This window comes from Sphingobium salicis subsp. salicis (assembly GCF_049472635.1).
GTDB classification, from domain to species: domain Bacteria; phylum Pseudomonadota; class Alphaproteobacteria; order Sphingomonadales; family Sphingomonadaceae; genus Sphingobium; species Sphingobium yanoikuyae_A.
This window is the reverse complement of sequence record NZ_JAYRCS010000001.1, coordinates 1,555,449-1,579,602: the sequence shown is the minus strand read 5'-3', so window position 1 is coordinate 1,579,602 and position 24,154 is coordinate 1,555,449. Positions and strand designations below refer to the sequence as shown.

Sequence of the window (24,154 nt, the reverse complement as noted above, 5' to 3'; positions counted from 1 at the left end):
GTTCAGGCGTCCGCTTCGGTCAGTTCCAGGCGCGGGAAGAGCGGCTTGGGCGCGGCCAGCACGAAATCGCTTTCGGCCAGGTCGCTATACCAATGATCGCCGATCGCGCCATAGCTGCGCTTGTCCGCCGACACGCCCATATGGTCGAGCAAGGCCGTGGCGCTCGCCGGGATCACCGGCTGGATCGCGACCGCCAGCTGGGCGATGGCGATATAGAGGGTGGCCAGCACCGTCTCCATCCGCTGCGGATCGGTCTTGCGCAGCGACCAGGGCGCCTGCGCGTCGATATATTGGTTGCAGGCAAAGGCAGCGCGCAGCCAGGCATCGATCGCCACCGACGGCGCCAGATCGGCCATGGCCGCCGGCATATCGCCGCGCACGACCTTGTCGATCAGCGCGAACAGCTCTGTATCGGCGGGGTCATGGCCATTGATTGCCGGCAGGCGCCCTTCCAGATTCTTGGCGATGAAGCTCAGCGTGCGCTGGGCGAGGTTGCCGAACGCGTTGCCCAGATCGCTGTTCGAACGCTGGACAATCGCTTCGGCGCTATAGCTGCCGTCATTGCCGAAGGTCACTTCGGACAGCAGGAAATAGCGCAGCTGATCGACGCCGAAGCGTTCGGCCAGTTCCATCGGATCGGCGACATTGCCGACCGACTTCGACATCTTCTCGCCGCGGTTCAGCAGGAAGCCATGGCCGAACACCTGCCGGGGCAGCGGCAGCTTCGCGCTCATCAGGAAAGCCGGCCAGTACACCGTATGAAAACGCACGATATCCTTGCCGATGATATGGGTGATATCGCCACCCTCCGCCCAATAGCGCGCCATGCGCTCGGCATCGTCAGGATAGCCGCAGCCGGTGATATAATTGGTCAGCGCGTCGACCCAGACATACATGACATGACCGTCGGCGCCGGGCACCTGGACGCCCCAGTCGAAGCTGGTGCGCGAAATGCTGAGATCGGACAGGCCGCCCTCGACGAAGCGCAGGATTTCGTTGCGCCGGCTTTCCGGGCGGATGAAATCGGGCTGGCTGTTATAGAGGTCGAGCAGCTTGTCCTGATATTTGGACAGGCGGAAGAACCAGCTTTCCTCAACGGTCCATTCCACCGGCGTTCCCTGGGGCGAGAGCTTTACGCCGCCTTCGCCCTCGGTGATTTCCTTCTCATCATAGAAAGCTTCGTCGCGGACCGAATACCAGCCCTCATAGCGGCCCAGATACAGGTCGCCATTGGCCTCCATCGCCTGCCAGATCGCCTGGCTGGCGCGGTGGTGATCGGGTTCGCTGGTGCGGATGAAACGATCATAGCTGATGTTCAGGCTATCGTTCATCTGCTTGAAATAGGACGACATCTCATCAGCCAGCTCGCGCGGCTCGATGCCGCGGTTGCGCGCCGTCTGGGCCATTTTCAGCCCATGTTCGTCGGTTCCGGTCTGGAAGAAGACATCGCGGCCCATCATGCGCTGGAAACGGGCGATCGCGTCGGTGGCGATCACCTCATAGGCATGGCCGATATGCGGACGGCCGTTGGGATAGGAGATGGCGGTGGTGATGGTGTAAGGCTGCGACATGCAGCCTCCCTAGCGGCTGTTCGCGTCGCCGCAAAGCCGCTTTTCAGGGTCTGGCCTCAGCCAGTGCCGCGACATGGCCGCCCAGCTCGAAAACGACCGAGGCCGGGTCCAGCGACAGGATCACCGCACCGCCCGCCAGATGCCGGGCCGCTTCCCAATGATCGAGCGCGCTACCCAGTGCCGGGCCATGGCGGGTCCGGGCAGCCTGGGCAATGAAGGCGGGCGCGCGCTCCAGAAAGGCTTCGTAACGCGGCTTGGCCGCCTTGCCCGCCAACGCCTTGGCCAGGCGCAGGCGCTCCCGATTGCCCGGATCGCCGTCGGCCACGATCGCGAGCAGCGATTTTTCGAGGCCCGCAAGGTCGAGCCCCGCATAGCGCAGCGCGCGACCGGGTGAGCCCTCGCCCGCACGCAGCAGCGCATCCAGTTCCGGCCCGGACAGGCTTTCATCCTCGCGCCGGAGCACCGTCGCCATGGCGCCGTCCGACAGCGGATCGAAGCGCATCGTGCGGCAGCGCGAGCGAATGGTGGGCAGCAGCCGGCCCGGCGCATGGCTGACCAGCAGGAAGACCATGTCTGCGGGCGGCTCCTCCAACGTCTTGAGCAGGGCGTTGGCGGCGCCGCGCTCCAGATCATCGGCGCTGTCGATCACGACGATACGCCGCGAGGAGAGCGACGGCGCCGACTGGATCAGCCGCTGCAGGCCGCGCACCTGATCGACGCTGATGTTGCGCGCGGTAACGCCATCCTTCTCCAGCGGCGCCAGTTCGGCATAATCGGGATGCGCGCTCGCCTCGATCAGGCGGCGGATCGGGTGGCTTTCGGGAACAGCGAGCCCCTCACCCTCGATCTTCGGGCCGGCCGCATCCGCCAGCAGGCGCATCGCCATGGCGCGCGCAAAGCTGGCCTTGCCGATGCCGCGCGGGCCGCTCAAGATCCAGCCATGATGCATACGGCCGCTGCTTGCCGCCGCCAGCAGGGTCTGCGCCTGGGCGTCATGCCCAACCAGTGACGTCATGACAACAGGTCGTCCAGTGCCGCGAGCAGTCGGGCGGTGACATCGTCTGCCGCGCCCGACGCGTCGATCGCGCGGACCCGCGCCGGCTCATCGGCGGCAAAGCGGACGAACGCATCGGCCACGGCACGGTGGAAGCTGCGATCGCGGCCGCCGATTCGGTCCGACACGTCGCCGTCACGGGCATGGGCGCGGGCTTCCGCCTCGGCTTCCGGCAGGGTCAGGAACAAGGTGCGATCGGGCAGGAAGCCGGCGCTGCCGATCTGGTGCAGCGCCAATATGTCGGCATCGCTAAGTTCGCCCTGCCCCTGATAGGCACGGCTGCTGTCGAGGAAACGATCGGACAGAACCCAGGCGCCACGGGCCAGCGCCGGGCGGATGGTCTTTTCGATATGGTCGGCCCGCGCGGCGGCGAACAACAAAGCTTCGGCGCGGGCATTCCAGCGGTCCGCACCACCGGTCAGCAGCATGGCACGGATCGCTTCCGCCCCTTCGCTGCCGCCCGGCTCGCGGGTCTCGACAACCTCCAGCCCGCGCGCGCGCAAGGCCGACGCCAGCGCACGAAGCTGGGTCGACTTGCCGGCGCCCTCGCCGCCTTCGAGCGTGATGAAACGGCCTGTTATCACCCGAAGAAGGACTTCAGACCATTCCACAAACGACCGAAAATGCCGGCTTCCGCGACATCTTCACCGGCAACCAGCGGCAACACCTGGGGCGGCGTATCCGGGGTTTGGACGATGAGCTGGGCGATCTGTTGGCCCTTGGCGATCGGCGCCTTGATCGGGCCGGTATAGACGACCTTCACCTTCACATTGGCCGACGCGGTACGCGGCATGGTGACCGCCATATTCTGCGGCGCGACCAGCGACACGGTCGATGCGCTACCGAGCTGAACCGCGGCGGTCTCAACCATCTGCCCCTTCTTGAACAGCGGCTGCGCCTTCCAGGCGCGGAAGCCCCAGTCCATGAAGCGGACGGATTCGGTAATCCGGCCGTTGAAGCTGGTCAGGCCGGCGACCACCATCACCAGGCGGCGGCCATCCTGCTCGGCCGATCCGGTGAAGCCGAAGCCGGCTTCTTCGGTATGGCCGGTCTTGAGGCCGTCGGCACCTGCGATCTTGCCCAGGATCGGATTGCGATTGGCCTGCGCAATGTCGGAGCCGCCCATGGTCTTGCCCCAGGTGAAGGAGCGGGTGGCGTAGAATTTCTTGTAGAGGTCCGGCGTTTCGACGATCGTGGCTTCGGCAAGCTTGGCCAGATCTTCGGCGGTGACATAGGTCACGCCCTCGTCAGGCCAGCCATTGCTGGTGCCGAAATGGCTGTTCTTGAGGCCCATGCGCTTGGCCTCTTCGTTCATCAGTGCGACGAACGCCTGCTCGGTGCCGGCAATGCCCTCGGCCAGCACGACGCAGGCGTCATTGCCCGACAGGGTGACGATGCCGTGCAGCAGGTTTTCGACCGACACCTGCTCGCCCACCGACAGGAACATGGTCGATCCGGCCTTGGGGCCGTGCCATTGCTGCCAGGTTTCCGGACGGACCGTGAATTTGGTGTCGAGCTTCAGTTCGCCCTTCTGGATCAGGCGGAAGGCAACATGCGCCGTCATCATCTTGGCCATCGAGGCCGGCGGCATCCGGGTTTCGCCGCCCTTGTCATAGAGGACGGCGCCCGAGGAAAGATCCTTGAGATAGGCGATCGGCGCCTCGCTCGTATAGGGCGGGGCCGCGGCAACCAGCGGCTGGGCCAGCAGACCGACCAAGAGAGTGGCGGCAACGGTTTTCTTCATGAACTCAAGCCTTCGACTGGATAGATTCGCTGGACGCATCGCTATGATTAGCGCGCGTCATTAGCCATGACACGGACATTCGCAAAGCCCTTCGCTGCCGCCGCCTTCACGCCGGCCTGCGCAGCCTCCTGCGAGGGATAGGGACCATAGCGCACCCGCCAGACCGGACCGGCCGCCACGGCATGGGCGCCGATCTGCCTAGCAAGCGCTTCGGCCCGGCTCTGCGAGGAAAGAGCTGCAACCTGAACGACATAGCTGCCAGACACCGGTTTTGCCGATACCGGTTTTGTCGGTGCCGTGGCCTTCGGGGCCGGCTTGGGAGTGGGCGGTGCGGGCGTATCGAAGGATGCGCCGGGACGGCTGGAACGGCTCGCGACCGGGATCGCCTGAACGACGGGGCGTGCGGTCTGAACCTGCGCTGGCGGGCTTGCCGGCACTTGCGCCAGACGCCCGCGCAGCACCTTGAGCAAGGGCTGCGGCGTCTCGATCCGCTCGGGCGCGCGGTGATGAGCGCGCAGCAACGCCTTTTCCTGATCGGGCGGATTGACCCGGCGGACGCGAACGGCCGCGGCACCGTCACCGGTAATGCCCAGTTGCTCGGCCGCGCCGCGCGACAGGTCGATGAGCTTGTCGTCGCTGAACGGGCCGCGATCGTTGAGCCGGACCAGGATGGTGCGACCGCTATCCAATGCCGTCACCTCGACATAGCTTGGCAGAGGCAAGGTCTTGTGGGCGCCGCTGATCGCCGACGGCACGAAATCCTCGCCATTGGCCGTCGGCTTGCCGATCGCCTCTTCGCCATACCAGCTGGCATAGCCGACCTCGTCATAATTGACCGGATCGGCAGGGACATAGGTCTTGCCGCCCACGTTATAGGGTTCGCCGATCTTGACCGGCTCGTCCGCAACCGCTGGCGCCGTTACAGGTGTCGCGGGGCGTGGCGCCGGCGGCGCAACGGCCTGCTCGCTGCCGCAGGAGGCCAGCAGAGACGCCGCGCCGCCCAGCGCGAGCCAGTTCCTATTGCTTGACCGCATCGGCCAGCAACCCCACGGAAAGAGCGTAGAAATTCGAGCAATTATAGTCGAGAATCGCGCGGTAATTGCTGGTCAGCAGATAGGCGGTCTTGCCCGGCCCATCCGGCTCCAGCAGGGTCGCCATGACAGTGTCTGCCGGCCAGATGCCACTGGCCGGGAACAGGCCCAGTTTGCGCCATTCGGCCATGGTCAGCCAGCGGCTGTGGCGGTTGAACACCCGTGGGCAGCGCGGCGCCGTCGTGCGCGCCGCCACCGAGGCGCGATTGAAGCTGGTCGGCACGCTGACGGCCACGCCCCAGGGCTGGCCCCGCCGCCATCCGGCCGCAACGAAATAATTGGCGATCGAGGCGAGCGCATCCGCCTGGCTGGTCCAAATATCCGCCCGGCCATCGCCGTCGCCATCCTTGGCGAGCTTGAGATAGACCGAGGGCAGGAATTGCGGATAGCCGGTCGCTCCGGCCCAGCTGCCGACCAGCCGGCTGCGCGGCACGCCATCGTTCAGCATCTTGAGCGTCGCCAGCAATTCCGGCTCGAACAAGGTGCGTCGGCGCCCCTCATGCGCGAGCGTGGCCAGCGACCGGATCAGGTCGAAATCGCCGGTATAGGAGCCATAATTGGTTTCATGGCCGAAAATGGCGACCATGATTTCTTCGGGCACGCCGGTTTCGGCCTCGATCCGGGCCAGCCGCGCGCGATTGGCGGCATAGACCGCCCGCCCGCGGCTGATCCGCGCGACATCGACGTGCTTGACCCGATAGGGCTCGAAATTGGGAATGGGCGAATAGGCGCCGCCGCCCGGCTGGCTCTGGTCAAGCGCCACGACGCGCGGGTTGATCGTCAGGGTCGGGAAGACGGCGTCCAGCGTCGCGTCGCGAATGCCCATGGCCCGTGCCTTGGGCCGCAGGGATTCCAGATAGGCGCGAAAATCCCCATCATCCTGCGCAACTGCGACCTGTGGCGCAGCCAATCCCGCCACGACCGTCGAAAAACCCATCATCAGCGCAATGGCCAGCGAATTGAACCGAGAATCTGCCATGGCCTTTTGTGGCACAGCCAGGGCAACCGGCGAAACCCCTATCCGATACGAAGTCGCGAATGGGCGACCATTCCCTTCAATATTGTCATTTTTGCCCTTGGCTTGTTCGCCCGCTTCGCTAGGAAGCGTCGCAACGGAAGTGTGGCCGAGTGGTTTAAGGCAGCGGTCTTGAAAACCGCCGTGGGTGCAAGCTCACCGTGGGTTCTTATCTCAACCGCACCTGGATGCGCATTAACCCGCCTGCCCCACATGCAACGGAGTGGGGCTGCGTAGCGTAGCCATCGGCGTAGCGAAGCGCAGCAGCCCCTACGGGCGATGATGCGCGATAGCCGGCGGCTCTGCCGCCGGCCCGGTCAAACCTCGAGATCGGCGCAAGATTGAGTTGCTGCTCTGATTGCAACACCTAATTTTCTGTCCAGAATCATGTCGTAGAAATGGTGACCAAACGAGCGGGACATCGCTCAAGTTACATAGCGAGGCGCTCAGGCCAAGCTTACTTCATTCCGCCTAAGCAAGCCGGCAGGCCCAGAGCCTCCTATCTAAAAGCTGCTGCCTGACTAGGGCGCAAACTCATGAATCTGGTTGAAGTTGTCGCCCTTGGCGTGATTCAGGCGCCCCTCGGATACGGAGGGCGTATGACGCGGCGGCGGTATGAACTGACGGACAAGCAATGGCTCATCACCGAGCCGTTGCTGGCGATCAGTGCATGCGATTGAAGTACTGATTGATGCCATTCGCGAGGCGGTCGCGGCCCGAAATATCTGGGCCAACATTCCCAACCGCTCCAACCGTAAGCAGCGCCTCGGCTTGTCGTTATGGCTCTACCGCCAGCGTAATCTCGTCGAGAGCTTCTTCAATCGGATCAAGCAGTTCCGGGGCATCGCCACCCGACATGACAAGGATGCTGCCAACTATCTTGCGGCCATCAAGCTCATCTGCGTGAGGCTGTGGTGCAACGCGTAATGAGTCCACGCCCTGAAGGCATTCATTAATCCCATCTTCGGCTACCCTTCAGTGTTGAGCGAAGGGGGTGATCGCGTCTGAAATCGATACAACCACCCCTTTCAAGGCTGAAATCCGCCAGCTACAACTTTGGCCTCGGACCAAGCCTCACAATTAAACAATCGGACGTTGCGCGTAAAATATATCTATATAATCGGACATGTTTAACCATGCATCGGACGTCAATGCCCAATTAGCCAAATAATACGTGATTAATATTAGGCGTCCGTAGCCTAAATAAGAATCAAAAGATCTATTGATAATTTCGATAATATGTTTTTTTAAACGAGAATCAGACAATGTGATTGTATCAGGTGACACTATTGATTATCATTTGTCGTTCGCGATGCCGTTATCATTAAAACTGATTATCGCCGTGAGGTACTCTTTGATGCGGATGTTGCAAGTTCTGGACCTACATAGCGCGCACCATTTGAGACACGGCGGCGGAAGGCAATCACCCCACCATGGTGCCGTCATTGGCGTTCCGCTAAAGGCAGTGTCGCAATGATCCATTTCTCGAGAGTTGCGGTGCAGCCATATGCATCGGAAATTTTCGACCTCATCGATGAGGATGGAGACATCGATCCGTATTTTGCGGCTTACCGGGCACATATGCAGACCAAAGGCTACGCCTTAGCTACGCAGAAAAAATACCTTCAGACGGCCGCCTGTTTTCTCGATTACTTGGTCGAAGCGGGTGTCTATGGCCGGCTAACTACGGTTAGCCGCCTAAACCAAGCTATCGACAATTATATTCGCATTCGCCTGAATCCCGATGCCATCCGTCGGCTGCAACCGCGTGAGAATGACGATTTCGCATTCGAAAACTGGGCGCCCGCAGTTGTCGAGAAAATGGGCTATTCTGCCATCACGTCTGCCAGTGGTATCGCAGCGCCGATCAACCTCCTCCTCACAATTTCGAACGATCGTCAGCAAATCGAGATTGATAAGTTGAGGCAGGCCGGGGTCGAGTTATCTGGCGAGCTATCATCCCCTGCGCTGAAGGCGGTTTTCGGATACAACAAATTGCCGCAAAATCAGGTCAAGGCACTTTGCAAGGGTTCTGCATTTGCAGCTTTTGCCCGTCGCGCAGCAAGTCGGCCGCTCACTAGGCGCAACGGAATTTCTGCTCCGAGACAATCACGCGCCCGGGAAGATTTCTTGGACTTTCCGATTCTGGATCTTTCGAGGATTCTCGGATGCGCGACATCAAAGCGTGATGCCGCGCTTTGGCTTCTGTTGGCTGGCACAGGAATCCGGATGTCTGAAGCATGTGGCTTGCGCTGGCATCAGATTGATTTCGCGAAGTTAGAGGTGTTTGTCGACGATCCGAATGTGATCCGTCCAAATATGCAGGTGCCCGATGATGAGCGCATGAGATTCAAAGGACGCGCCACGGCCCGCACCTTTTTCATTCCGTTTCTAAAAGCTGCATTCTTCGCAGTGCTCTCCGAGTATCGAAACGAGGAATATGTCGTGCGCTCTGGGCATGATTTTGTGTTTCAGGACATTCGACCCGGACCCGATATGGGGCGCCCCTTTTACAAGGTGAGTGATACAGCACGGATCAAGGCTTTTACATCCGCAGCCAAACGAGCAGGCATTCCATGCAAGCGGAGTGGTAGACATTGGACTCCGCATAGCCTTCGTCACCTATATGGCGTCTATATGTTGAATGATCTGCCGGTCCCAGGCGGCTTTGGCCTTGCTCGGCCGGAAGTTATGGACCTGATGGGGCATCTAACAGAAACCGCCACAGCTCATTACGTGCGCGAGAAGAGGATTATTCTCGATTCAAAGCTCCTTTTCGCAGATGAATATTATGATAGCGTAGATGAGGCTTGACAAAAGCTTCCTATTTTAATCACCGATAGGTTGAGGAGTGAGGCTCTCAAGATCGAAAGCTTGAGCCATGATTAATCTCGGCTCAGACATAATCTTTCTATCAGGGAAGCTCACGCCACCATTCCGCAGAGCATTGCGCCATTTCCGCCAGAACCTTCTGTCTGGCGCAGTGGCGTCGGCCGCCGCCGGGACAAATAGCATTGTTGCCGAAGCGCTCATGCGCGCAGAAGTGAACCGCACCGGGATTGCCGGAGGCCCTAACTCCTGAGAGGAAGGGTCTACGATGAGCAAGACGACGAACAAGTTTGCACCCGAGGTTCGCGAGCGGGCGATCCGCATGGTTCTGGATCATGAAGGTGATTATCCTTCCCGCTGGGCGGCGATCACATCGGTGGCCGAGAAGATCGGGTGTTCCGGGCACACGCTGCTGGAATGGGTGAAGAAGTCCGAGGTGGACAGCGGCAAGCGCGGCGGGGTGCCGACGGAGACAGCCGAGAAGCTCAAGGCGCTTGAGCGTGAGGTCCGCGAACTGCGGCAAGCTAACGAGATCCTTCGCAAGGCGTCGGCATATTTTGCTCAGGCGGAGCTCGACCGCCCGTTCAAACGATGATCGCCTTTATCGATGAACATCGCGATGCCTATGGGGTCGAGCCGATCTGCCGGGTTCTGCCGATCGCCCCATCCACCTATCATGAGCGCGTCGCCAAACGACGCGACCCCGCACTGCAGTCCGCACGCATTCGACGAGACGAGGCTCTGAGGCCCGAGGTTTTGCGCGTGTTTGCGGAGAATTTCGGCGTTTACGGCGTGCGCAAGGTGTGGCGGCAGATGAAGCGCGAGGGTTTCGATGTTGCTCGCTGCACCGTGCAACGGCTCATGCGAGATCTTGGCTTGCAAGGGGTGATCCGGGGCAAGCCGGTGCGCACCACGATTGCCGATAAGGCAGCACCATGCCCGCTGGATCAGGTCAATCGCCAGTTTCATGCTCCGGCACCGAACATGCTCTGGGTCTCGGATTTCACCTATGTCGCGACCTGGGCGGGGTTCGTCTATGTCGCCTTCGTTATCGACGTCTACGCCCGCTACATCGTGGGCTGGCGCGTCAGCAGAACCGCGCACGCCGGCTTCGTGCTGGATGCGCTGGAGCAGGCTATCCACGATCGGCGGCCTGTTCACCGAGGCGGCCTGGTTCATCACAGCGACCGCGGATCGCAGTACGTGTCCATCAAATATACCGAGCGTCTCGCCGAAGCTGGCATCGAGCCGTCAGTTGGAAGCGTTGGAGACAGCTACGACAATGCTTTGGCCGAAACCATCAACGGTCTCTACAAAGCCGAGGTGATCCACCGTCGAGGGCCTTGGCGGTCGTTTGAGGCCGTTGAGTACGCTACGCTGGAATGGGTGGACTGGTTCAATAATCGGCGGCTCTTGGAGCCCATCGGAAACATCCCACCGGTCGAAGCCGAGCAGCGATATTATGCCATGCTGGACGACGTCCCACTGGCAGCCTAATTTAAATGAAATGGCCTTCGGCAATCCCGGTGCGGTTCAAGGTTCCAGTGCTTTCGTGGCCGGACAATCGTGCCGGAGCTCGCCTTCGTCTCCACCAAACCTTTTGCTTCTAACGCTTTTACGGCTTCCCGATATGAACTGCGTGACACATTCAGGTTCCGATGGTTTGTTGCCTCGCACGAAAAGCGCTCTCCGGGACGAAATCTTCCATCAACGATATCTTTGCCCAGGCTGGCAACCAATGATCCGTTAAGGCGCCGTCCGCGATCTCGTGCGGAACCTTTTGTCAGGGAGGCTATGGAGGGCATCGCCCAGATTTCTCCTCATTCGGGCAGGCGTAGCCAATTCAATCAGGATGTGAGCTGCCTCTTGCTCGGCATTGCAAGGGGGGATGCCGAGTTGCCCAGCATCCCCCATATGCGGTGATTCAGCTACCGAAGCTGTAGCGAAGCGTTGCGCCGAAATTGCGTCCGTTCACGAAGTGCTGACGCTCAATCCCTGTCGCAAGCCCTGGCTCCCCGACGAACCGGTCCGCAGCCTGGTTGGTCAGGTTCGATGCAGTCAGGGACACAGAGAAGTTGTGCGGCAGTTTGAAGTTCAGTGACGCGTCCAGAAGACCGAATGGACGGATGTAGCGACCATCGATGGGGTTCGCGGCTACGCCAAATAGTACGGCTTTCGATCGCCAGGTGTATACGACGCGGGCCGAAACGACCTTGTCCTCGTATAGACCCGCAACCGAATAGGCGAACTCGGAAGTCAGCGGCTGCATGGTGGTGACCCTCTGGCCGTTGAGTGTCAGCGGGTTCTTGGTTTTGACGTAGGTGAAAGACCCAACCACGCCGAAATGGTTCAGGAAGTCTGGCATGAAGTCATAGTCGAAGAATGTCTGTGCCGCGAGTTCGATGCCCTTAGCGGTTCCCTTCTCCGCATTGATCGTCTGGGTAATGAAATACTGGCTGCCGGTGCAGCTGTTGTTGAAGATCGGCGTAGGCGCGCCTGCCACGGTTTGACAAGAGGTGAGTCCGCTGAAGAAGCCATCGATCTTCTTATAGAACAGGGCTGCGGACACGTAGTTTATCGGAGAGAAATAATGCTCGAACGAGAGATCGTAACTGTCTGCTTTTTGCGGGCGCAGATCGGGATTGCCGACTGAACCGACGCCCGCATTCACGTCAAGCACGATGCTCGGATTGAGCGTCCCCAGGTCCGGCCTGGTGATGCCCTTGCCATAGCCTAGGCGCACCAGCGTATCGGGCGTGATGTAGCCGGTCAGGTTAAAGCTCGGCAGGACATCCGTGTAGGACGACGAGCTGCCGTTCGGTATGATGTTGGTTGTACCTGGTTGCGTGATCATGGCGCGGACATAGGTGTCGGTTTTTACCACGCGTACGCCTGCGTTGCCCTTGATCCTGTCATCGAGGAACCCAAAGTCCGCAAGCGCATATCCGGCATAGGTCTTCTCGCTGAAGTAGCGCCTGTTAAGGATGGTCTCGGTCAGCGAGTCTTCAGGTTGGATGCCGGCGAGAGGGAAGCGGCCACGGACATTGTCGCCCAAAAGTGCGTCCGGCGAGAACACCAGGAAGCCGCCGCGATATCCCGCGTCGCCATTCATGAAGTTCGTTGGTGAACCCTCTACGAGGTCGACCATCGAGCCAACTGAGATTGCATTAGAGCGATCTGCAGCCAGCGCGAGGCCGTTGGTAGTGTACCCATCCGGTGAGGCCCGCCTTGTCCGGTGGGTGAACGACCGGTCTTAAGAGCGCTCGTATGAGCGAGCTTAGGAGCGCAGCATGGGGCAGATCACGGTGATGACGGGGCCGGAGCGGCGGCGTCAGTGGCGAGACGAGGAACGGCTCCAGATCCTGGCCGAAGCCTTCGCGCCGGGCGCATGTGTCGCCGACGTAGCCCGGCGGCGGGACGTATCGACCAGCCTCATCTACACCTGGCGGCGCAATCTGCGACGCGAACAAGCCGAACGGACTGCTCTCCCGATGGCAGACATGACCTTTGCCCGGGCGGTCCTCGCCGAGGACGAGAAGGTGGACGGTTGCGATCGCTGCGCCGTGATCACCGTCGAACTAAGCGACGGCCGGCTCGTTCGCATTTCGGCCGAGGCGCCCGCCGGACTGGTAGCGGCGACCTTGAAGGCGCTGCGGTGATCCCAGCGGGCGCGCGGGTGTGGATCGCCATGGGTCACACGGATATGCGCAAAGGGATGCAAGGGCTGGCCTTGCAGGTCCAGCAGGGTCTGAAGCGCGACCCGCACGGAGGCGACCTGTTCGTGTTTCGCGGACGGACCGGATCACTGATTAAGATCATTTGGCACGACGGGATCGGCATGTCCCTCTATTCCAAGCGGCTCGAGAAGGGACGCTTCGTGTGGCCCTCGGCGAAGGACGGGATCGTCTCGCTGACCAACGCGCAATTGTCCTGCCTGCTGGAGGGGATAGACTGGCGTAACCCGCAGTACTCCTGGCGCCCGCAGAGCGCGGGATAGGCCGCGCACTTTCTTCGCTTCCCGAGGCATTTTCGGCTTCAACCCTGGGATGATCTGTGATTCCATGCCCGTCATGGACACGGCCGTATCGCCCCTCCCGGACGACGTCGAAGCGCTCAGGGCGCTGCTGTCCGCCGCGCTCGAACGCGCCGACGATGCCGAAGCGCGCCTCGCCAATGCCATGGCCCGCGAGAGCGCGACCGAGGCGATGATCGCCCACCTCAAGCTGCAGATCGCCAAGCTGCGCCGCGAGCAATATGGCGCCAGCGCTGAGCGCAGCCGCCGGTTACTCGACCAACTTGAGCTACAGTTGGAAGACCTTGAGGCCGATGCCTGCGAGGATGACCTGGCCGCCGAAGTCGCCGCGGCCAGGACCGCCGATGTCGCCGCCTTTGCGCGCAAGCGGCCGAGCCGCAAGCCGTTCCCCGAACATCTCCCGCGCGAGCGTGTCGTCATTCCTGCGCCATGTTCGTGCCCGGCTTGCGGTGGCGCGCGCCTGTCGAAGCTGGGCGAGGACGTGACCGAGACTCTCGAGGTGATCCCGCGCCAGTGGAAGGTGATCCAGACGGTGCGCGAGAAGTTCTCGTGCCGGGATTGCGAGGCGATCACACAGCCCCCGGCGCCGTTCCATGTCGTGCCGCGCGGATGGGCCGGGCCCAGCTTCCTCGCCATGCTGCTGTTCGAGAAGTATGGCCAGCACCAGCCCCTCAACCGCCAGGCCGAGCGCTTCGCCCGCGAAGGCGTCCCGCTCAGCACCTCGACGCTGGCCGACCAAGTGGGCGCGGCGAGCTTCGCCCTGATGCCGCTCTATCTAAGGATCGAGGCCCATGTCCTGGCCGCCCGGCGTTTGCATGGCGACGATACGACTGTGCCGGTCCTGGCCACGGGCAAGACGGATACCGCGCGCCTGTGGGTCTACGTTCGCGATGACCGGCCCTTCGCCGGCAGCGATCCGCCCGCAGCCCTGTTCCACTATTCCCGCGACCGGCGCGGCGAGCATCCTCGGGCGCACCTGGCGTCATGGGCAGGGATTCTGCAAGCCGATGCCTATGGCGGCTACAACGAGCTCTACGCGCCCGGCCGTCAGCCTGCCCCCGTGATCGAGGCGGGCTGCTTTGCACACGCACGGCGTAAGTTCTTCGAACTGGCCGACGTCGAGGCTGCCGCGCGCCGGAAGAGCCGCGGTCAGCGTACCGGCATGATCTATCCGATTGCGCTGGAAGCCGTGCAGCGCCTTGATGCCCTGTTCGAGATCGAGCGTGGCATCAACGGCAAGGCGGCCGAAGAGCGTGTCGCCGTCCGGCAGGACTTCAGCGCGCCACTGATGACGGACCTGCACGCCTGGCTCACTGCCCAGCTCGCGAAGCTGTCGCGCAGCCACGATCTGGCTAAGGCGATAAACTACATGCTCCGGCGCTGGGATGCCTTCACCCGGTTCTTGGGCGATGGCCGGATCTGCCTCACGAACAACGCGGCCGAACGGGCGCTGCGCTGCGTGCCCCTCGGGCGCAAGGCCTGGCTGTTCTGCGGCTCCGATCGCGGTGGACAGCGCGCCGCCGTGCTTTACTCGCTGATCCAGACCGCCCGTCTTAACGATGTCGATCCGCAGGCCTGGCTGGCCGATGTCCTTGCGCGCATCGCAGAGCATCCGGTCAACCGGATCGACGAACTGCTGCCATGTTGGGGTGGACGGCTCCCAACGGCATCGCAATGTGCCAGAGTGAGTACGTTGCAAGACTTAATCAAGGGAGCCGCCCGTGGAGCAAATTACCCGCATAGGCATGGATACGTCAAAGAACGTTTTTCAACTGCATGGCGTCGATGCAGCGGAGAAGGCAGTGCTGCGCAAGAAGTTGATGCGCCGGGAAATGGTTCGGTTTTTCGAAAAGCTGCCACCCACCGTCGTCGCTATCGAGGCATGCGGCAGTTCACATCATTGGGCTCGTCTTCTCGGATCGCTCGGGCATGACGTAAGGTTGATCGCGCCGCAATTAGCGAAGCCCTACGTCAAGCGCGGCAAGAACGACGCGGCGGATGCCGAAGCTCTCTGCGAAGCGGTGAGCCGCCCAACAATGCGCTTCGTTCCAGTAAAGACTGCAGAACAACAGGCGGCGCTCATGTTGGTCGGGGTGCGCGAAAGGCTCATCCAGAAGCGCACCCAGCTCGTCAACGCTATACGAGGGTATGGCGCGGAGTTCGGCATCACTGCGGCGACGGGTGCATGTCGCGTCGTACCGCTTCTCGAGCGCATCGCGGCAGATGAAACGATACCCGAATTGGCGCGCGAACTTTTTGCCCTGCAGGGAAAGGAATATGCGCAGCTCCAGTGCGAGATCGAACGGATCGACGCGAAGCTGATGGAATGGCATCGCAACGACGAATGTAGTCAGCGACTGGCCAAAATTCCCGGCGTTGGGCCTATCGGCGCGACCTTGCTCATGATGAAAACGCCCGATCCGCATCTATTCAAATCCGGTCGGGATTTTGCGGCATGGATGGGCCTGACCCCTAAAGATCACTCGACCGCCGGCAAGACAAGACACGGCGTTATCACTCGCGCTGGTGATGAACTTCTCAGAAGCACGCTCGTGGTCGGAGCTACCGCAGTCGTTCAGCACGCCCGCAATGGGCGAGGTAGGAATCTCACACCATGGCTTATCGGCTTGATTGGACGAAAATCACCTAAGCTCGTTGCGGTTGCCGTTGCTAACAAAGCCGCACGTGTCGCGTGGAAACTCATGGTGAGCGGCGAGCGATACCAATGCGTCGCGCCGCCCGCCCTTACTGCGGTAGCAGCATAAGAATTAGCCAGGAGCGATGAGCAGAATATCAATGCTATCGTACTGAGCTGATCCGTGATCTTGCATGAAGAGAGCAGATGGTGCGATCGATCGATCCGAGGCGTGTGACACTCCGTCAGTTCCAGTGGCCATCACAGGCCGCTGCCGTGTTGGGAACACACACCGCGGAAACCATCTTGGCCAGCGGTCACGTGCGACCGCACCGAAAGGCCGGACATATGGAAGCAAGCGATCCGATCAAATTTTCCGTTCAGCCCTTGCAAGAGGGAGCCGTCCACATATGGAACTGGAAACATTGAGCCAAACCATTAGAAAGCACTCCTTGACGCAAAGAGCCGTACTTGGCGTTTACGTCGCATGCTTTGCCGTTGGCGCTTTCGATCATGGCAGGGATTTTCTCAGCTACGGCGCGCGGCCCTACAACTGGGCTCCGGCCCTGTTGGAAGCATTCTGGTCTGCGCTGCTCTTCCTCGACCTGGCCACTATAGGCCTGCTGCTGCTCGGCAAACTTCGGGTTGGTCTGGCGCTTGCCGTAGCGATTATGATCTCCGACGTCGCTGCAAATTCTTACGGATTCTTCGTGCTTGGCATTCCGGGCTTCAAAGTCGCATTACCACTCCAGGCCGCGTTTCTGGGTTTCGTTCTCGGTTCTGCACCGTTCCTTTGGCCAAACCGCGAAACTGCTTGAGCGCCTGCGGCTCTCACCGGATGCTTACTTGGTAGTCAGGTTTTTCCCGGAGAAGCTGTAATTGTTATAGTGATCCTTTTGCGTGGCATAACGTCCGCCCACGCGAATGGATTTCAGGAAGGAATCATCGAAGGAATATTTCAGATCCAACGACGCTGCGATGCCGCTGTCGTCCCAGACCTGATTTGTGCCGTTGGCGTAGCTGTTGAACACCCAAGTCGAGGGAGACGCCAGATCAGGCCCAGAGATCGACACTTTTTGCGGCGTGCCGAGGTCGCGAGAGATGTTCCAGGTAAGGCCGGCAGCAGAAGCCAGGGTCACCGATCGGTTGTCCTGATATTGATCAGCCTTCACATAAGCGAAGTCAAACTTCGTCTCGAGGTGATCTGTGGTTTGCCACTTTACGTTGCCGGCGATCACGTAGGTCTTGTAGCGACGATGTTCATCGCCGCCAGTCGTTGTGAAGGTCGAATTCAGGAAAGTGCCACCGGTGATATGCTGCCCGGAGAGCACATCGTTCGAGCCTCCGTTGGCGTTGCGGTTGGCAAGCATCTCATCGATCGTGAACGCTTCTGTGGTAAGCCCCTGTGCGTAGCGGCTGTCCGTCGCGTTCAGGAAGCGATAGTTCTGATTGTACAGATAGTCGTTGTAATTTCCCTCGACCGTGAATTCGAGATCGGGATTGGGTTTCCACTGCAGCGCGGCGCTCAGACCTTTACGCGTGCGCTTATAATCTTCCTGAGAAATATTATTCTGTACGCCCACGGAAGAGAGCAAATTTTGCCGATCCGCGGCGGCGACAGTCGTAGGGTTCACATCCGCCAGATAGGTCACATCAGACCTACCGACATAGGCGGGGTTGAGGTTTAGCCCGCTTCCCACATTGGCTGCATATTCAGCGCTATCGCCACGAATGGCCCGGCGGAACTGCGTTCCGCCAACAGATGGCGTGTTGTCCCCGCGATTGAAGCTTTGGGAGTAGCTGCCCGCCACGAGGAAACCGATCTCCCCGCCGTCACCGATATCCCAGCGCTTTGACAGCATGCCGAAATATTCCGGGGTCAGCTTTTTGCCCAGATCATTGTAGCGCCCGCCGACAGCGGCCGATACTGCGGTGTCTTTGAAGTCGAACGGCTTGCGCGTCCGGATGTTGACCAAGCCCCCGATTGCGCCTTCGATATGGTCGGCGGATGGGTTCTTGTACACATCAAGGCCGGCGACCATGCCGGGGCTCGCACCTTCAACATTGAATTCGCGCGAACCTGCGGTGAAGTAAGCTCGGCCATCGACACGGGAGCCCGTCTGACCAGTAAGGCCGCGGATTGTAAGACCGGAACCATTGCCGACCGGGGAGGCTGCTTCACCGCCGAAGCGATATGCCTGAACGCCTGGTACGCGCGTGAGAGTTTCTGCAACGTTTGGATCGGGAAGCTTGCCGATATCGTCCGCCGTGATCGAGTCCACGATTTCCATCGTGTTCTTTTTGATCTGTGCGCTGTTCTGAAGGCTGGCTTTCAACCCTGTGACCACGATGTCGGCGGTCGTTGTCTCGCTGGCCTCCTGGGGCGGCGAAACCGTCTGTGCTGCGATCGGAAATGCCGCGCTCGTTGCAAGCAGTGCGGCCGTGTAACGGACAACCTTCCTCATATCCCCTCCTATTTGCATCGATTTGTTTGCAGTCCGTCCAAGGCGAATCAAACCCGGGCAGCTTCTCTGTTATCGATAGCAGTGTGATATCGATATCAGTTGAAACTTGCAAGTTCGATTATTACGACGTTCGAGATGTTGAAATGCATTGAAATTTGAAGGAGGCTGCCACCTATGGAAGGCTAATGCGCCACCCGCTGATATGCCCGATGACCCGTGCGCACTTCCTCGGCTGCTGAATTCATAGCGATCACTGCACAGCGCGCAGAATGGTCTGCGTTCTTTTCATCGGTGGGGGCAGCTTGAAGAGCGGTCCGGCGTGGTCGGGATATCCGCTATGCCTTACTCTTGATTTGTCGATGCAACGGTACAATACAATTTTATCAGGATAATAGTATGATCATTGTTAGCGGCGAGTTCGAAGACATTCCTGTTGGAAGTGACGGATCAATGCGCATGCATCTGTTCCGGCCTGCTCGCGATGGAAGATTTCCGGCGATCCTATTCTTTTCAGAAATTTATCAGGTTACGGGGCCGATTGCTCGCATCGCTGCAAGCTTGGCAGGGCACGGCTTCGTGGTGGGGGTTCCCGAGGTCTATCATGAGTATGAAGAGCCTGGGGTGGCTCTTTCATATAGTCCTGCTGGGACGGATCGCGGCAATCTGCTTAAAATAACAAAATCGATGGCCTCGTTCGATCAGGATGCGATGGCAGCCCTCGATTTTCTTGCTTCTCATCCTACAGCGACCGGGCAGCTTGGTACGGTCGGGAAATGTCTGGGCGGGCATCTCGCACTACGTGCCGCGTTCGATCCAAGGGTGAAAGCGACAGCATGCTTTTACCCTACCGATGTCCACAGCGGCACACTAGGAGAGGGGCGAGCAGATGATACGTTCGAGCGCATGCAGGAGCTTCGAGCAGAAGCTCTATTCGTTTGGGGGCGGCAGGATCCACATATTCCGTTTGAAGGGCGTGAGCGGATCCGAGCGAAGCTTGAATCCGTAGGCGCCAAGTATGAATGGGTCGAGTTCAATGCGGCTCATGCGTTTATGCGGGATGAAGGGCCGCGCTATGATCCCGCCTTGGCCGCGCGGACATTGTCCGCTACCGTAGATCTTTTCCAGAGAAATTTCTGAATCGTGGATTTTATTTGCCGAGTTGCAGTGGCCAATTGCGATGGCTTTTTAACATAGTCCTAGAGCGCGCGTGGCGGCGCAATTAAGTTTCTCAAATAGTGCAATTTGTTTCGGAAGCGTCAAAAGGGCAAGCCCTGTGAAACAGGGTGAAACTCTATAAAATTCAGATACTTCGGAAAATATTAATGCCTTCAATGCCGACTGATTTCGATATGGCTCCTGCTTCCAGCGGGAGCAAGCGCGGGCGCAAGCGATTGATGATCTCGCTGGAACCCAAGCCCATCTCGCAGGATTGGGTAGATCCCAATAGCTTCCACGAAGCGCTCAGTCTGCACATGAAGCGACATCAGGAATCCTGCATCGCCCTCCAACGCGCGCTCGCCCAGGCTGATATCAAGATCAATTCCGCTACAACTAAGGTATGGGCCTCGGGTCTCAAACTACCGCGAAACATCAAGAGCATGCAGGCCTTGGCGCGGATCGAGGAGCGTTACGGGTTGCCGGAGGCGAAAATTCCCGCTTCAGACAGGGCGCCTACGCGGCATCCCTTGCGTAACGTCGCTCGCTCGGAGCAGCGTCGTCTAGCATGCCATCTCCCGGAGGATTTCAGTAGCCGGCCCAAGAGGGAACAGGCAGAAATCCTGAAGTGGATCCGTACTGTCGTGATATCCGGCGCCACCGAATACCGCCGATACCAGTCAGAAGCTGCCAAGCAGATCTACGCCGTTCGCTTTCCGTCCTTGACCGGTCGCAAGAGCCGTAAGATACCAGCCATTGTGACAGCTCCGGCGAACGATATGGACGGCATCGCCGTTTCTGTTGTCGACGCCTCGCCTCAGTTGGTCAGCGAAATGGCGGCACTGGTGCAGTTCAAATCATCGACGCTTACCGAGATCGGTTTCCAGCGCAGCGGTGTTTGGGGGGAGGAAACTGCGGCCCAGAGGATTGAGCATATGGCGCTGATGTTCGGGGCGCTGGTTTCACGTCCGGAGAGCATTGTCGCGGGGTGTGGCATCCCCTTGGAAAAACTGAGTTTCGCGATGCTCATTTTCCCGGCTGTGTGGGACTGGTATGTGCAGTGGCGTGAGCGACGTCGCGGATTTTATACCCGCTGGGAGGTGGAAATGCTTCACCTCGCAATGGCGCTGACCCGTGAGAAGACGGGGTGGTTGAGACAGCAACCGCATATGGCGGATCGCTTGCAGCCTGTGGAGGGATTGATTGCACCGGCGGATATCGAGGTTGCCCAGTCTGACTGGGGTGCGGCCCGCGATCGGGCGCATGCGCATGCCGCAGCACGATCGAAGGAAATTGAACGGGTAGCGCGTATTCATCGCGATCCTTTCGAACCGATCCTGCCTATATTGGAAGCGCACAGTCCGGTCGCGGAATATCGCAAGATCGCCGACGAAATCCTCAAACATGCGCCTAACTGCGATCGCTATCCACGCCGGGCGGCGGAATCTGTACGGTCATTTCTGCTTATCCGCCTGGGATTGCATCTGGGCTTACGTAAGAATTTGCGGCAACTCCTGGTTTGTCCCCGAGACCAACTTCCGAGATCCGAACGGAAATTGGAAAGTTTGAAGCGCGGAGAAATCCGTTGGAATGATCGAGAGCATGGCTGGGAGGTGTTCATTCCGGCTGTGGCGTTCAAAAAATGCCGACTCTTGCCGCTTCGCGGCGCTCGGGAAATCAATTTGGGCTGGCTATTTCTATCTCTTGATTCTAGGAACGCCGCGTTTGGACGGGTGGCCGAGTGGTTTAAGGCAGCGGTCTTGAAAACCGCCGTGGGTTCGCGCCCACCGTGGGTTCGAATCCCACCCCGCCCGCCATCACCGCTTTGCGGTCCGAAGCATCCTGTAAGACCTTGAAAGGCAAGGATATTCAGCGGTTTGAACACCCTCATTCCAGTCATATTCCAAATGAGAGTCCAGTGTCAGTTTGAGGACTATTCGACGGTCCTCAAGAGTGCCGTTCTCCCAAAGATTCCAAGGGCTTGAGAGAAACGAAAAAGCGGTTTGAAAACTTGCGTCATAGTCTTTCGCGACCGTGCCGCAGCGAGCAGATTTTTCGGCCAGAACCAGTTTCTCGCGTTCCAGTTCTTCCACCTTGCGCTCATAAGCACCGATCACGGCGGGACTGTCTGACTCGACGATCCGTTCGAGGAATTGGCCGATCTTCTTTTCGGTCGCAGCCACTTCCAGCTTGAGCGTCGCGGCTTCGTCCTTGCGAGTCTTGGCGCGTTCATCCCACCGCAGGCGGAACAGCCCCGCAAGCAGTTCGACAAGTTCATGGCTGGGCGTCAGCGCTCGCAAGAGCGCTTCATAAGCATCTTCGATCTTGCCGCGAGCAACCGACTTGCCGAACTTCTCGCAGCCGCGATGGCGACAAATGTAATAAGGGAACTTCTTGTTCCGGCCCTGCACCCAGTTTGCGGTCATAGAGTGATTGCAACAGCCGCAGGTCACGAAGCCGCGCAGCGGAAAATCCTCGCTCACATCGACGCGGGCAGGCGCATAGGTCTTTCCGGCAAGGCGATCCTGATTGCGCTGGAAGGTTTCAAGAGAGATCACCCCTTCATGGTGGCCCTTGCGAAGCGAGACGCCCCACATCTTGCTTTCGACATACCCGGCATAAACCGGATTGGTCAGGATGCGGTTGGCCTGCTCATTCGTCAGAAACCCATGGCGGCAGAGCGGGAAGCCGGAATGGCTCTCCATGAACCTTTTGACTTCCGCGCGTGAATTGAAGCGCCCGAAAGCATAGCCGTTCAGCGCCTCACCGATGATCGAGGCGACAGGCTCCACACGCACAAGGACGGAGCCGCCCGTAGGGCTTTTCTCATAGCGATAGCCAAGCGGCGCATGAAACACCCAGAATCCATTGAGCATACGGCCCTTCATGCGGTCCTTTGCCTGTTCGGCGTTCTTGCGCCGATGTTCGCTGGCAAACGCCGCTTCCATGATTTCCAGCAGATCGTCGTCGGGATCGTCGGCGTAGACGCGCTTGGGAGATTCCAGCTTGCCGCCCGCTTTGGCCACAGCGTCGCGAATGGCGTAATGCGTCCGCAGCGAACGGGCGAGACGGTTCAGGTCATCAATCAGGACGATGATTTCGGATTTGGAGGCGCGCAGGAAAGCCAGCATTTCCTTGAGGCCACCGCGATTGGCGGTCTTGCCCGTGAGGTCGTCGCTGAACACGGACACCACATGATAACCCTTGCGGTCGGCATAGTCCCGGCACATGGCTTCCTGACTTTCAAGACCATTACCCTCTTTAGCCTGTTTCTTGGAAGAAACGCGGCAATAAATGATGGCTTTCTTTTCAGATTTTCCAGTCATGCTATGAACTTTCAGGGGTCGAATTGTTGCTTGAATCTGCGAGCGAAACGCCTGATTTCACCCGTCTATTTCTAGGTTTTAGTTTAGCATATTCACCGACTCCGAGGAATCTAAAGTTGGCTCTCGCGGACAAGGAAAGTTGAATGGAATCAATGCCAAATGCCTGATCTATGAAGGATATGGCGATACTATCGACCATGCGGATCATTTCATCCTTGCGAGCGTCCGACAGGTCCAGAGAGGCGATCACACCCCTGAAATGTTCCATCTGCTCCCGCGTCAATGGCGTCACGCCATCCCCCTGCTGCAAATTGCAGCGCCTCAACATCGACGCGCGGGGATTTAATTAAACGACCTTCTCGCCATCCATGGGAAGAACATGAATCTTTATTCCGCTACGCGCTCAAATTTATAATAAAAATATAAACAAATATAATTATATTATAACGATATTTCCCGTAAAAACTCAACTTTTGCGCGAGTTACCTTTGTGCATCTCCCGCACATCGCGGATTTGGTCCTTCCAAGGATCGACGGTGTAGAACGGCACACGGTCACAGGCTATGAGCGTGGGCAGGCCTGCAACCTTGATAATCTGTTTGCCCGCGCCGATGGCACGAATGTCCTCACTTTGCAGGACAGCGCGGCGGCTCTCGCCTCGATTGCGGCCCGAGCTTTCCACCGCCCCGCCGCCGACATTCTGGCCATGGGTGACGATGGTGCGATTGCCCGACCATTTCTCCACATCGCGCATAAGGTCCGGGTCTTCCACGCCTGTCATGGTGAAGATGGATGCCTGATCCTCGATTTCTTTCACGGCTTCCTTCGACCAGCGGGCTTCCATGGAATAGCGCCCCTGTGAGAAGAACCAAAGCTGGACGCCGCGTCCAGCATAAAGGCGCAGCGCCTTCATAATCGCAGGCGCAGGCGGCAATTGCGGGAACTCATCAAGGATGAAAGTTGTCGTGAGCGGCCCGCGCTCGCGGGCAATCGCCTCAATGGCGTAATTGACGATAAGACTGATCCACGGCGCGATCACGCCGAGCCTTTCGCTCGGGGTGATGAGATAGACGGTATGCGGTTCATGCTTGAGCCGCGCAAAATCAAAATCATGCGCGGCAGTGGCGCGGTCGAGCGTCTTACCCGGCTCGAATGCTTCGAGCGCTTCAATGGCGTCGGCCTTGTATGCCTCGAATTGTTTGGGCGCGTCCATGAAGGTGGCGCGCAGAGCGCCCG

20 protein-coding genes, 1 tRNA gene, 3 pseudogenes and 1 other annotated feature are annotated in these 24,154 nt (G+C 59.5%); of the genes and pseudogenes, 11 read left to right on the top strand and 13 right to left on the bottom strand.

All coding sequences use genetic code 11. From position 1 onward, the window contains the following. Positions 1–2: 2 nt before the first annotated feature. The 6 genes from metG to VHN57_RS07480 are packed head-to-tail and all read right to left on the bottom strand — an operon-like array spanning position 3 to position 6,439. Positions 3–1,571, bottom strand: a complete 1,569-nt coding sequence (gene metG, locus VHN57_RS07505) for a methionine--tRNA ligase (protein WP_423283366.1) — start codon at positions 1,569–1,571, stop codon at positions 3–5. 43 nt (positions 1,572–1,614) lie between these two features. Then, positions 1,615–2,586: an AAA family ATPase gene (locus VHN57_RS07500; RefSeq protein WP_278988642.1), complete on the bottom strand. Its 972-nt coding sequence runs from the start codon at positions 2,584–2,586 to the stop codon at positions 1,615–1,617. Continuing rightward, positions 2,583–3,209: a dTMP kinase gene (gene tmk / locus VHN57_RS07495; protein ID WP_278988640.1), complete on the bottom strand. Its 627-nt coding sequence runs from the start codon at positions 3,207–3,209 to the stop codon at positions 2,583–2,585. Before tmk ends, VHN57_RS07500 begins: the two co-directional genes overlap by 4 nt. Continuing rightward, complete coding sequence (locus VHN57_RS07490) at positions 3,206–4,369, bottom strand: D-alanyl-D-alanine carboxypeptidase family protein (RefSeq protein ID WP_423283363.1); 1,164 nt, start codon at positions 4,367–4,369, stop codon at positions 3,206–3,208. Before VHN57_RS07490 ends, tmk begins: the two co-directional genes overlap by 4 nt. Positions 4,370–4,416: 47 nt before the next feature. Then, on the bottom strand, positions 4,417–5,403 hold the full coding sequence (locus VHN57_RS07485; protein WP_423283361.1) for a septal ring lytic transglycosylase RlpA family protein: 987 nt from the start codon (positions 5,401–5,403) through the stop codon (positions 4,417–4,419). Further along, positions 5,387–6,439 carry a lytic murein transglycosylase gene (locus VHN57_RS07480; RefSeq protein ID WP_423283359.1) on the bottom strand — a complete coding sequence of 351 codons (1,053 nt, stop codon included), beginning with the start codon at positions 6,437–6,439 and terminating at the stop codon, positions 5,387–5,389. The genes VHN57_RS07485 and VHN57_RS07480 overlap by 17 nt, the downstream gene beginning before the upstream one ends. Positions 6,440–7,011: 572 nt before the next feature. Here VHN57_RS07480 and VHN57_RS07475 point away from each other — a divergent pair. The 4 genes and pseudogenes from VHN57_RS07475 to VHN57_RS07460 all read left to right on the top strand — a co-directional run bounded on the left by VHN57_RS07475 (position 7,012) and on the right by VHN57_RS07460 (position 10,801). Continuing rightward, positions 7,012–7,155, top strand: a complete 144-nt coding sequence (locus tag VHN57_RS07475; RefSeq protein ID WP_169860921.1) for a hypothetical protein — start codon at positions 7,012–7,014, stop codon at positions 7,153–7,155. A 10-nt stretch (positions 7,156–7,165) separates the two neighbouring features. Continuing rightward, positions 7,166–7,402: pseudogene (locus VHN57_RS07470) on the top strand (transposase); the annotation flags it as partial. A 546-nt stretch (positions 7,403–7,948) separates the two neighbouring features. Beyond that, entirely contained in the window at positions 7,949–9,289 is a 1,341-nt protein-coding gene (locus VHN57_RS07465; RefSeq protein ID WP_423283357.1) for a tyrosine-type recombinase/integrase, read from the top strand. Between the two features lie 283 nt (positions 9,290–9,572). Beyond that, positions 9,573–10,801 (top strand): IS3 family transposase gene (locus VHN57_RS07460; protein WP_423282422.1). Its coding sequence is split into 2 segments (ribosomal slippage): positions 9,573–9,861 and positions 9,861–10,801, totalling 1,230 coding nucleotides; the frame shifts between segments, so codons are not numbered across the junction. Continuing rightward, positions 9,854–9,970: a sequence feature (AL1L pseudoknot), on the top strand. It overlaps the preceding gene by 117 nt. Here VHN57_RS07460 and VHN57_RS07455 read toward each other — a convergent pair. Further along, entirely contained in the window at positions 10,798–11,109 is a 312-nt protein-coding gene (locus VHN57_RS07455) for a FadR/GntR family transcriptional regulator (RefSeq protein ID WP_423283355.1), read from the bottom strand. The two genes, VHN57_RS07460 and VHN57_RS07455, sit on opposite strands and share 4 nt — an antisense overlap. Before the next feature lie 119 nt (positions 11,110–11,228). Next, positions 11,229–12,452 (bottom strand): TonB-dependent receptor domain-containing protein, encoded by a 1,224-nt coding sequence (locus VHN57_RS07450; protein WP_423283353.1) that lies wholly within the window; start codon positions 12,450–12,452, stop codon positions 11,229–11,231. A gap of 142 nt (positions 12,453–12,594) precedes the next feature. Here VHN57_RS07450 and tnpA point away from each other — a divergent pair, with 142 nt between their 5' ends. The 5 genes and pseudogenes from tnpA (at position 12,595) to VHN57_RS07425 (ending at position 16,790) form a co-directional block, all read left to right on the top strand. Beyond that, the gene (tnpA, locus tag VHN57_RS07445) at positions 12,595–12,963 is read left to right on the top strand and encodes an IS66-like element accessory protein TnpA (RefSeq protein ID WP_270094171.1); all 369 of its coding nucleotides are present in this window, start codon (positions 12,595–12,597) and stop codon (positions 12,961–12,963) included. Continuing rightward, positions 12,960–13,301, top strand: a complete 342-nt coding sequence (gene tnpB / locus VHN57_RS07440; protein WP_079731921.1) for an IS66 family insertion sequence element accessory protein TnpB — start codon at positions 12,960–12,962, stop codon at positions 13,299–13,301. Before tnpA ends, tnpB begins: the two co-directional genes overlap by 4 nt. Before the next feature lie 73 nt (positions 13,302–13,374). Beyond that, positions 13,375–15,003 (top strand): annotated as a pseudogene (gene tnpC / locus VHN57_RS07435) (IS66 family transposase); the annotation flags it as partial. Between the two features lie 55 nt (positions 15,004–15,058). Next, entirely contained in the window at positions 15,059–16,102 is a 1,044-nt protein-coding gene (locus VHN57_RS07430; RefSeq protein ID WP_423283350.1) for an IS110-like element ISShsp1 family transposase, read from the top strand. 280 nt (positions 16,103–16,382) lie between these two features. After that, on the top strand, positions 16,383–16,790 hold the full coding sequence (locus tag VHN57_RS07425) for a hypothetical protein (RefSeq protein WP_423283348.1): 408 nt from the start codon (positions 16,383–16,385) through the stop codon (positions 16,788–16,790). 24 nt (positions 16,791–16,814) lie between these two features. Here VHN57_RS07425 and VHN57_RS07420 read toward each other — a convergent pair whose 3' ends face one another. After that, positions 16,815–18,437 (bottom strand): TonB-dependent receptor plug domain-containing protein, encoded by a 1,623-nt coding sequence (locus tag VHN57_RS07420; RefSeq protein WP_423283346.1) that lies wholly within the window; start codon positions 18,435–18,437, stop codon positions 16,815–16,817. Positions 18,438–18,833: 396 nt separating this feature from the next. Between VHN57_RS07420 and VHN57_RS07415 the strand changes: the two genes are divergently transcribed. After that, positions 18,834–19,574: a dienelactone hydrolase family protein gene (locus tag VHN57_RS07415; protein ID WP_423283344.1), complete on the top strand. Its 741-nt coding sequence runs from the start codon at positions 18,834–18,836 to the stop codon at positions 19,572–19,574. 835 nt (positions 19,575–20,409) lie between these two features. On the opposite strand, the gene VHN57_RS07410 is transcribed toward VHN57_RS07415, so the two are convergent. After that, the gene (locus VHN57_RS07410; protein WP_423283343.1) at positions 20,410–20,622 is read right to left on the bottom strand and encodes a hypothetical protein; all 213 of its coding nucleotides are present in this window, start codon (positions 20,620–20,622) and stop codon (positions 20,410–20,412) included. 697 nt (positions 20,623–21,319) lie between these two features. Here VHN57_RS07410 and VHN57_RS07405 point away from each other — a divergent pair. Then, positions 21,320–21,409, top strand: a tRNA-Ser gene (locus VHN57_RS07405). Here VHN57_RS07405 and VHN57_RS07400 read toward each other — a convergent pair. From VHN57_RS07400 to VHN57_RS07390, 3 genes and pseudogenes are all read right to left on the bottom strand, one after another. Continuing rightward, positions 21,410–22,918: a recombinase family protein gene (locus VHN57_RS07400; RefSeq protein WP_423283342.1), complete on the bottom strand. Its 1,509-nt coding sequence runs from the start codon at positions 22,916–22,918 to the stop codon at positions 21,410–21,412. Between the two features lies 1 nt (position 22,919). After that, entirely contained in the window at positions 22,920–23,228 is a 309-nt protein-coding gene (locus tag VHN57_RS07395) for a hypothetical protein (RefSeq protein WP_423283341.1), read from the bottom strand. 156 nt (positions 23,229–23,384) lie between these two features. Then, a pseudogene (locus tag VHN57_RS07390) lies at positions 23,385–24,104 on the bottom strand (type IV secretory system conjugative DNA transfer family protein); the annotation flags it as partial. Positions 24,105–24,154 lie beyond the last annotated feature (50 nt).

Excerpts from the sequence above, each read along its gene's own strand:
- metG (WP_423283366.1), bottom strand. The coding sequence starts at position 1,571 with ATGTCGCAGCCTTACACCATCACCACCGCCATCTCCTATCCCAACGGC.
- VHN57_RS07500 (WP_278988642.1), bottom strand. The coding sequence starts at position 2,586 with ATGACGTCACTGGTTGGGCATGACGCCCAGGCGCAGACCCTGCTGGCG.
- VHN57_RS07490 (WP_423283363.1), bottom strand. The coding sequence starts at position 4,369 with ATGAAGAAAACCGTTGCCGCCACTCTCTTGGTCGGTCTGCTGGCCCAG.
- VHN57_RS07485 (WP_423283361.1), bottom strand. The coding sequence starts at position 5,403 with ATGCGGTCAAGCAATAGGAACTGGCTCGCGCTGGGCGGCGCGGCGTCT.
- VHN57_RS07480 (WP_423283359.1), bottom strand. The coding sequence starts at position 6,439 with ATGGCAGATTCTCGGTTCAATTCGCTGGCCATTGCGCTGATGATGGGT.
- VHN57_RS07475 (WP_169860921.1), top strand. The coding sequence starts at position 7,012 with ATGAATCTGGTTGAAGTTGTCGCCCTTGGCGTGATTCAGGCGCCCCTC.
- VHN57_RS07465 (WP_423283357.1), top strand. The coding sequence starts at position 7,949 with ATGATCCATTTCTCGAGAGTTGCGGTGCAGCCATATGCATCGGAAATT.
- VHN57_RS07455 (WP_423283355.1), bottom strand. The coding sequence starts at position 11,109 with ATGCCCTCCATAGCCTCCCTGACAAAAGGTTCCGCACGAGATCGCGGA.
- VHN57_RS07450 (WP_423283353.1), bottom strand. The coding sequence starts at position 12,452 with ATGGTCGACCTCGTAGAGGGTTCACCAACGAACTTCATGAATGGCGAC.
- tnpA (WP_270094171.1), top strand. The coding sequence starts at position 12,595 with ATGGGGCAGATCACGGTGATGACGGGGCCGGAGCGGCGGCGTCAGTGG.
- VHN57_RS07425 (WP_423283348.1), top strand. The coding sequence starts at position 16,383 with ATGGAACTGGAAACATTGAGCCAAACCATTAGAAAGCACTCCTTGACG.
- VHN57_RS07420 (WP_423283346.1), bottom strand. The coding sequence starts at position 18,437 with ATGAGGAAGGTTGTCCGTTACACGGCCGCACTGCTTGCAACGAGCGCG.
- VHN57_RS07415 (WP_423283344.1), top strand. The coding sequence starts at position 18,834 with ATGATCATTGTTAGCGGCGAGTTCGAAGACATTCCTGTTGGAAGTGAC.
- VHN57_RS07410 (WP_423283343.1), bottom strand. The coding sequence starts at position 20,622 with ATGAGCATCGCGAAACTCAGTTTTTCCAAGGGGATGCCACACCCCGCG.
- VHN57_RS07400 (WP_423283342.1), bottom strand. The coding sequence starts at position 22,918 with ATGACTGGAAAATCTGAAAAGAAAGCCATCATTTATTGCCGCGTTTCT.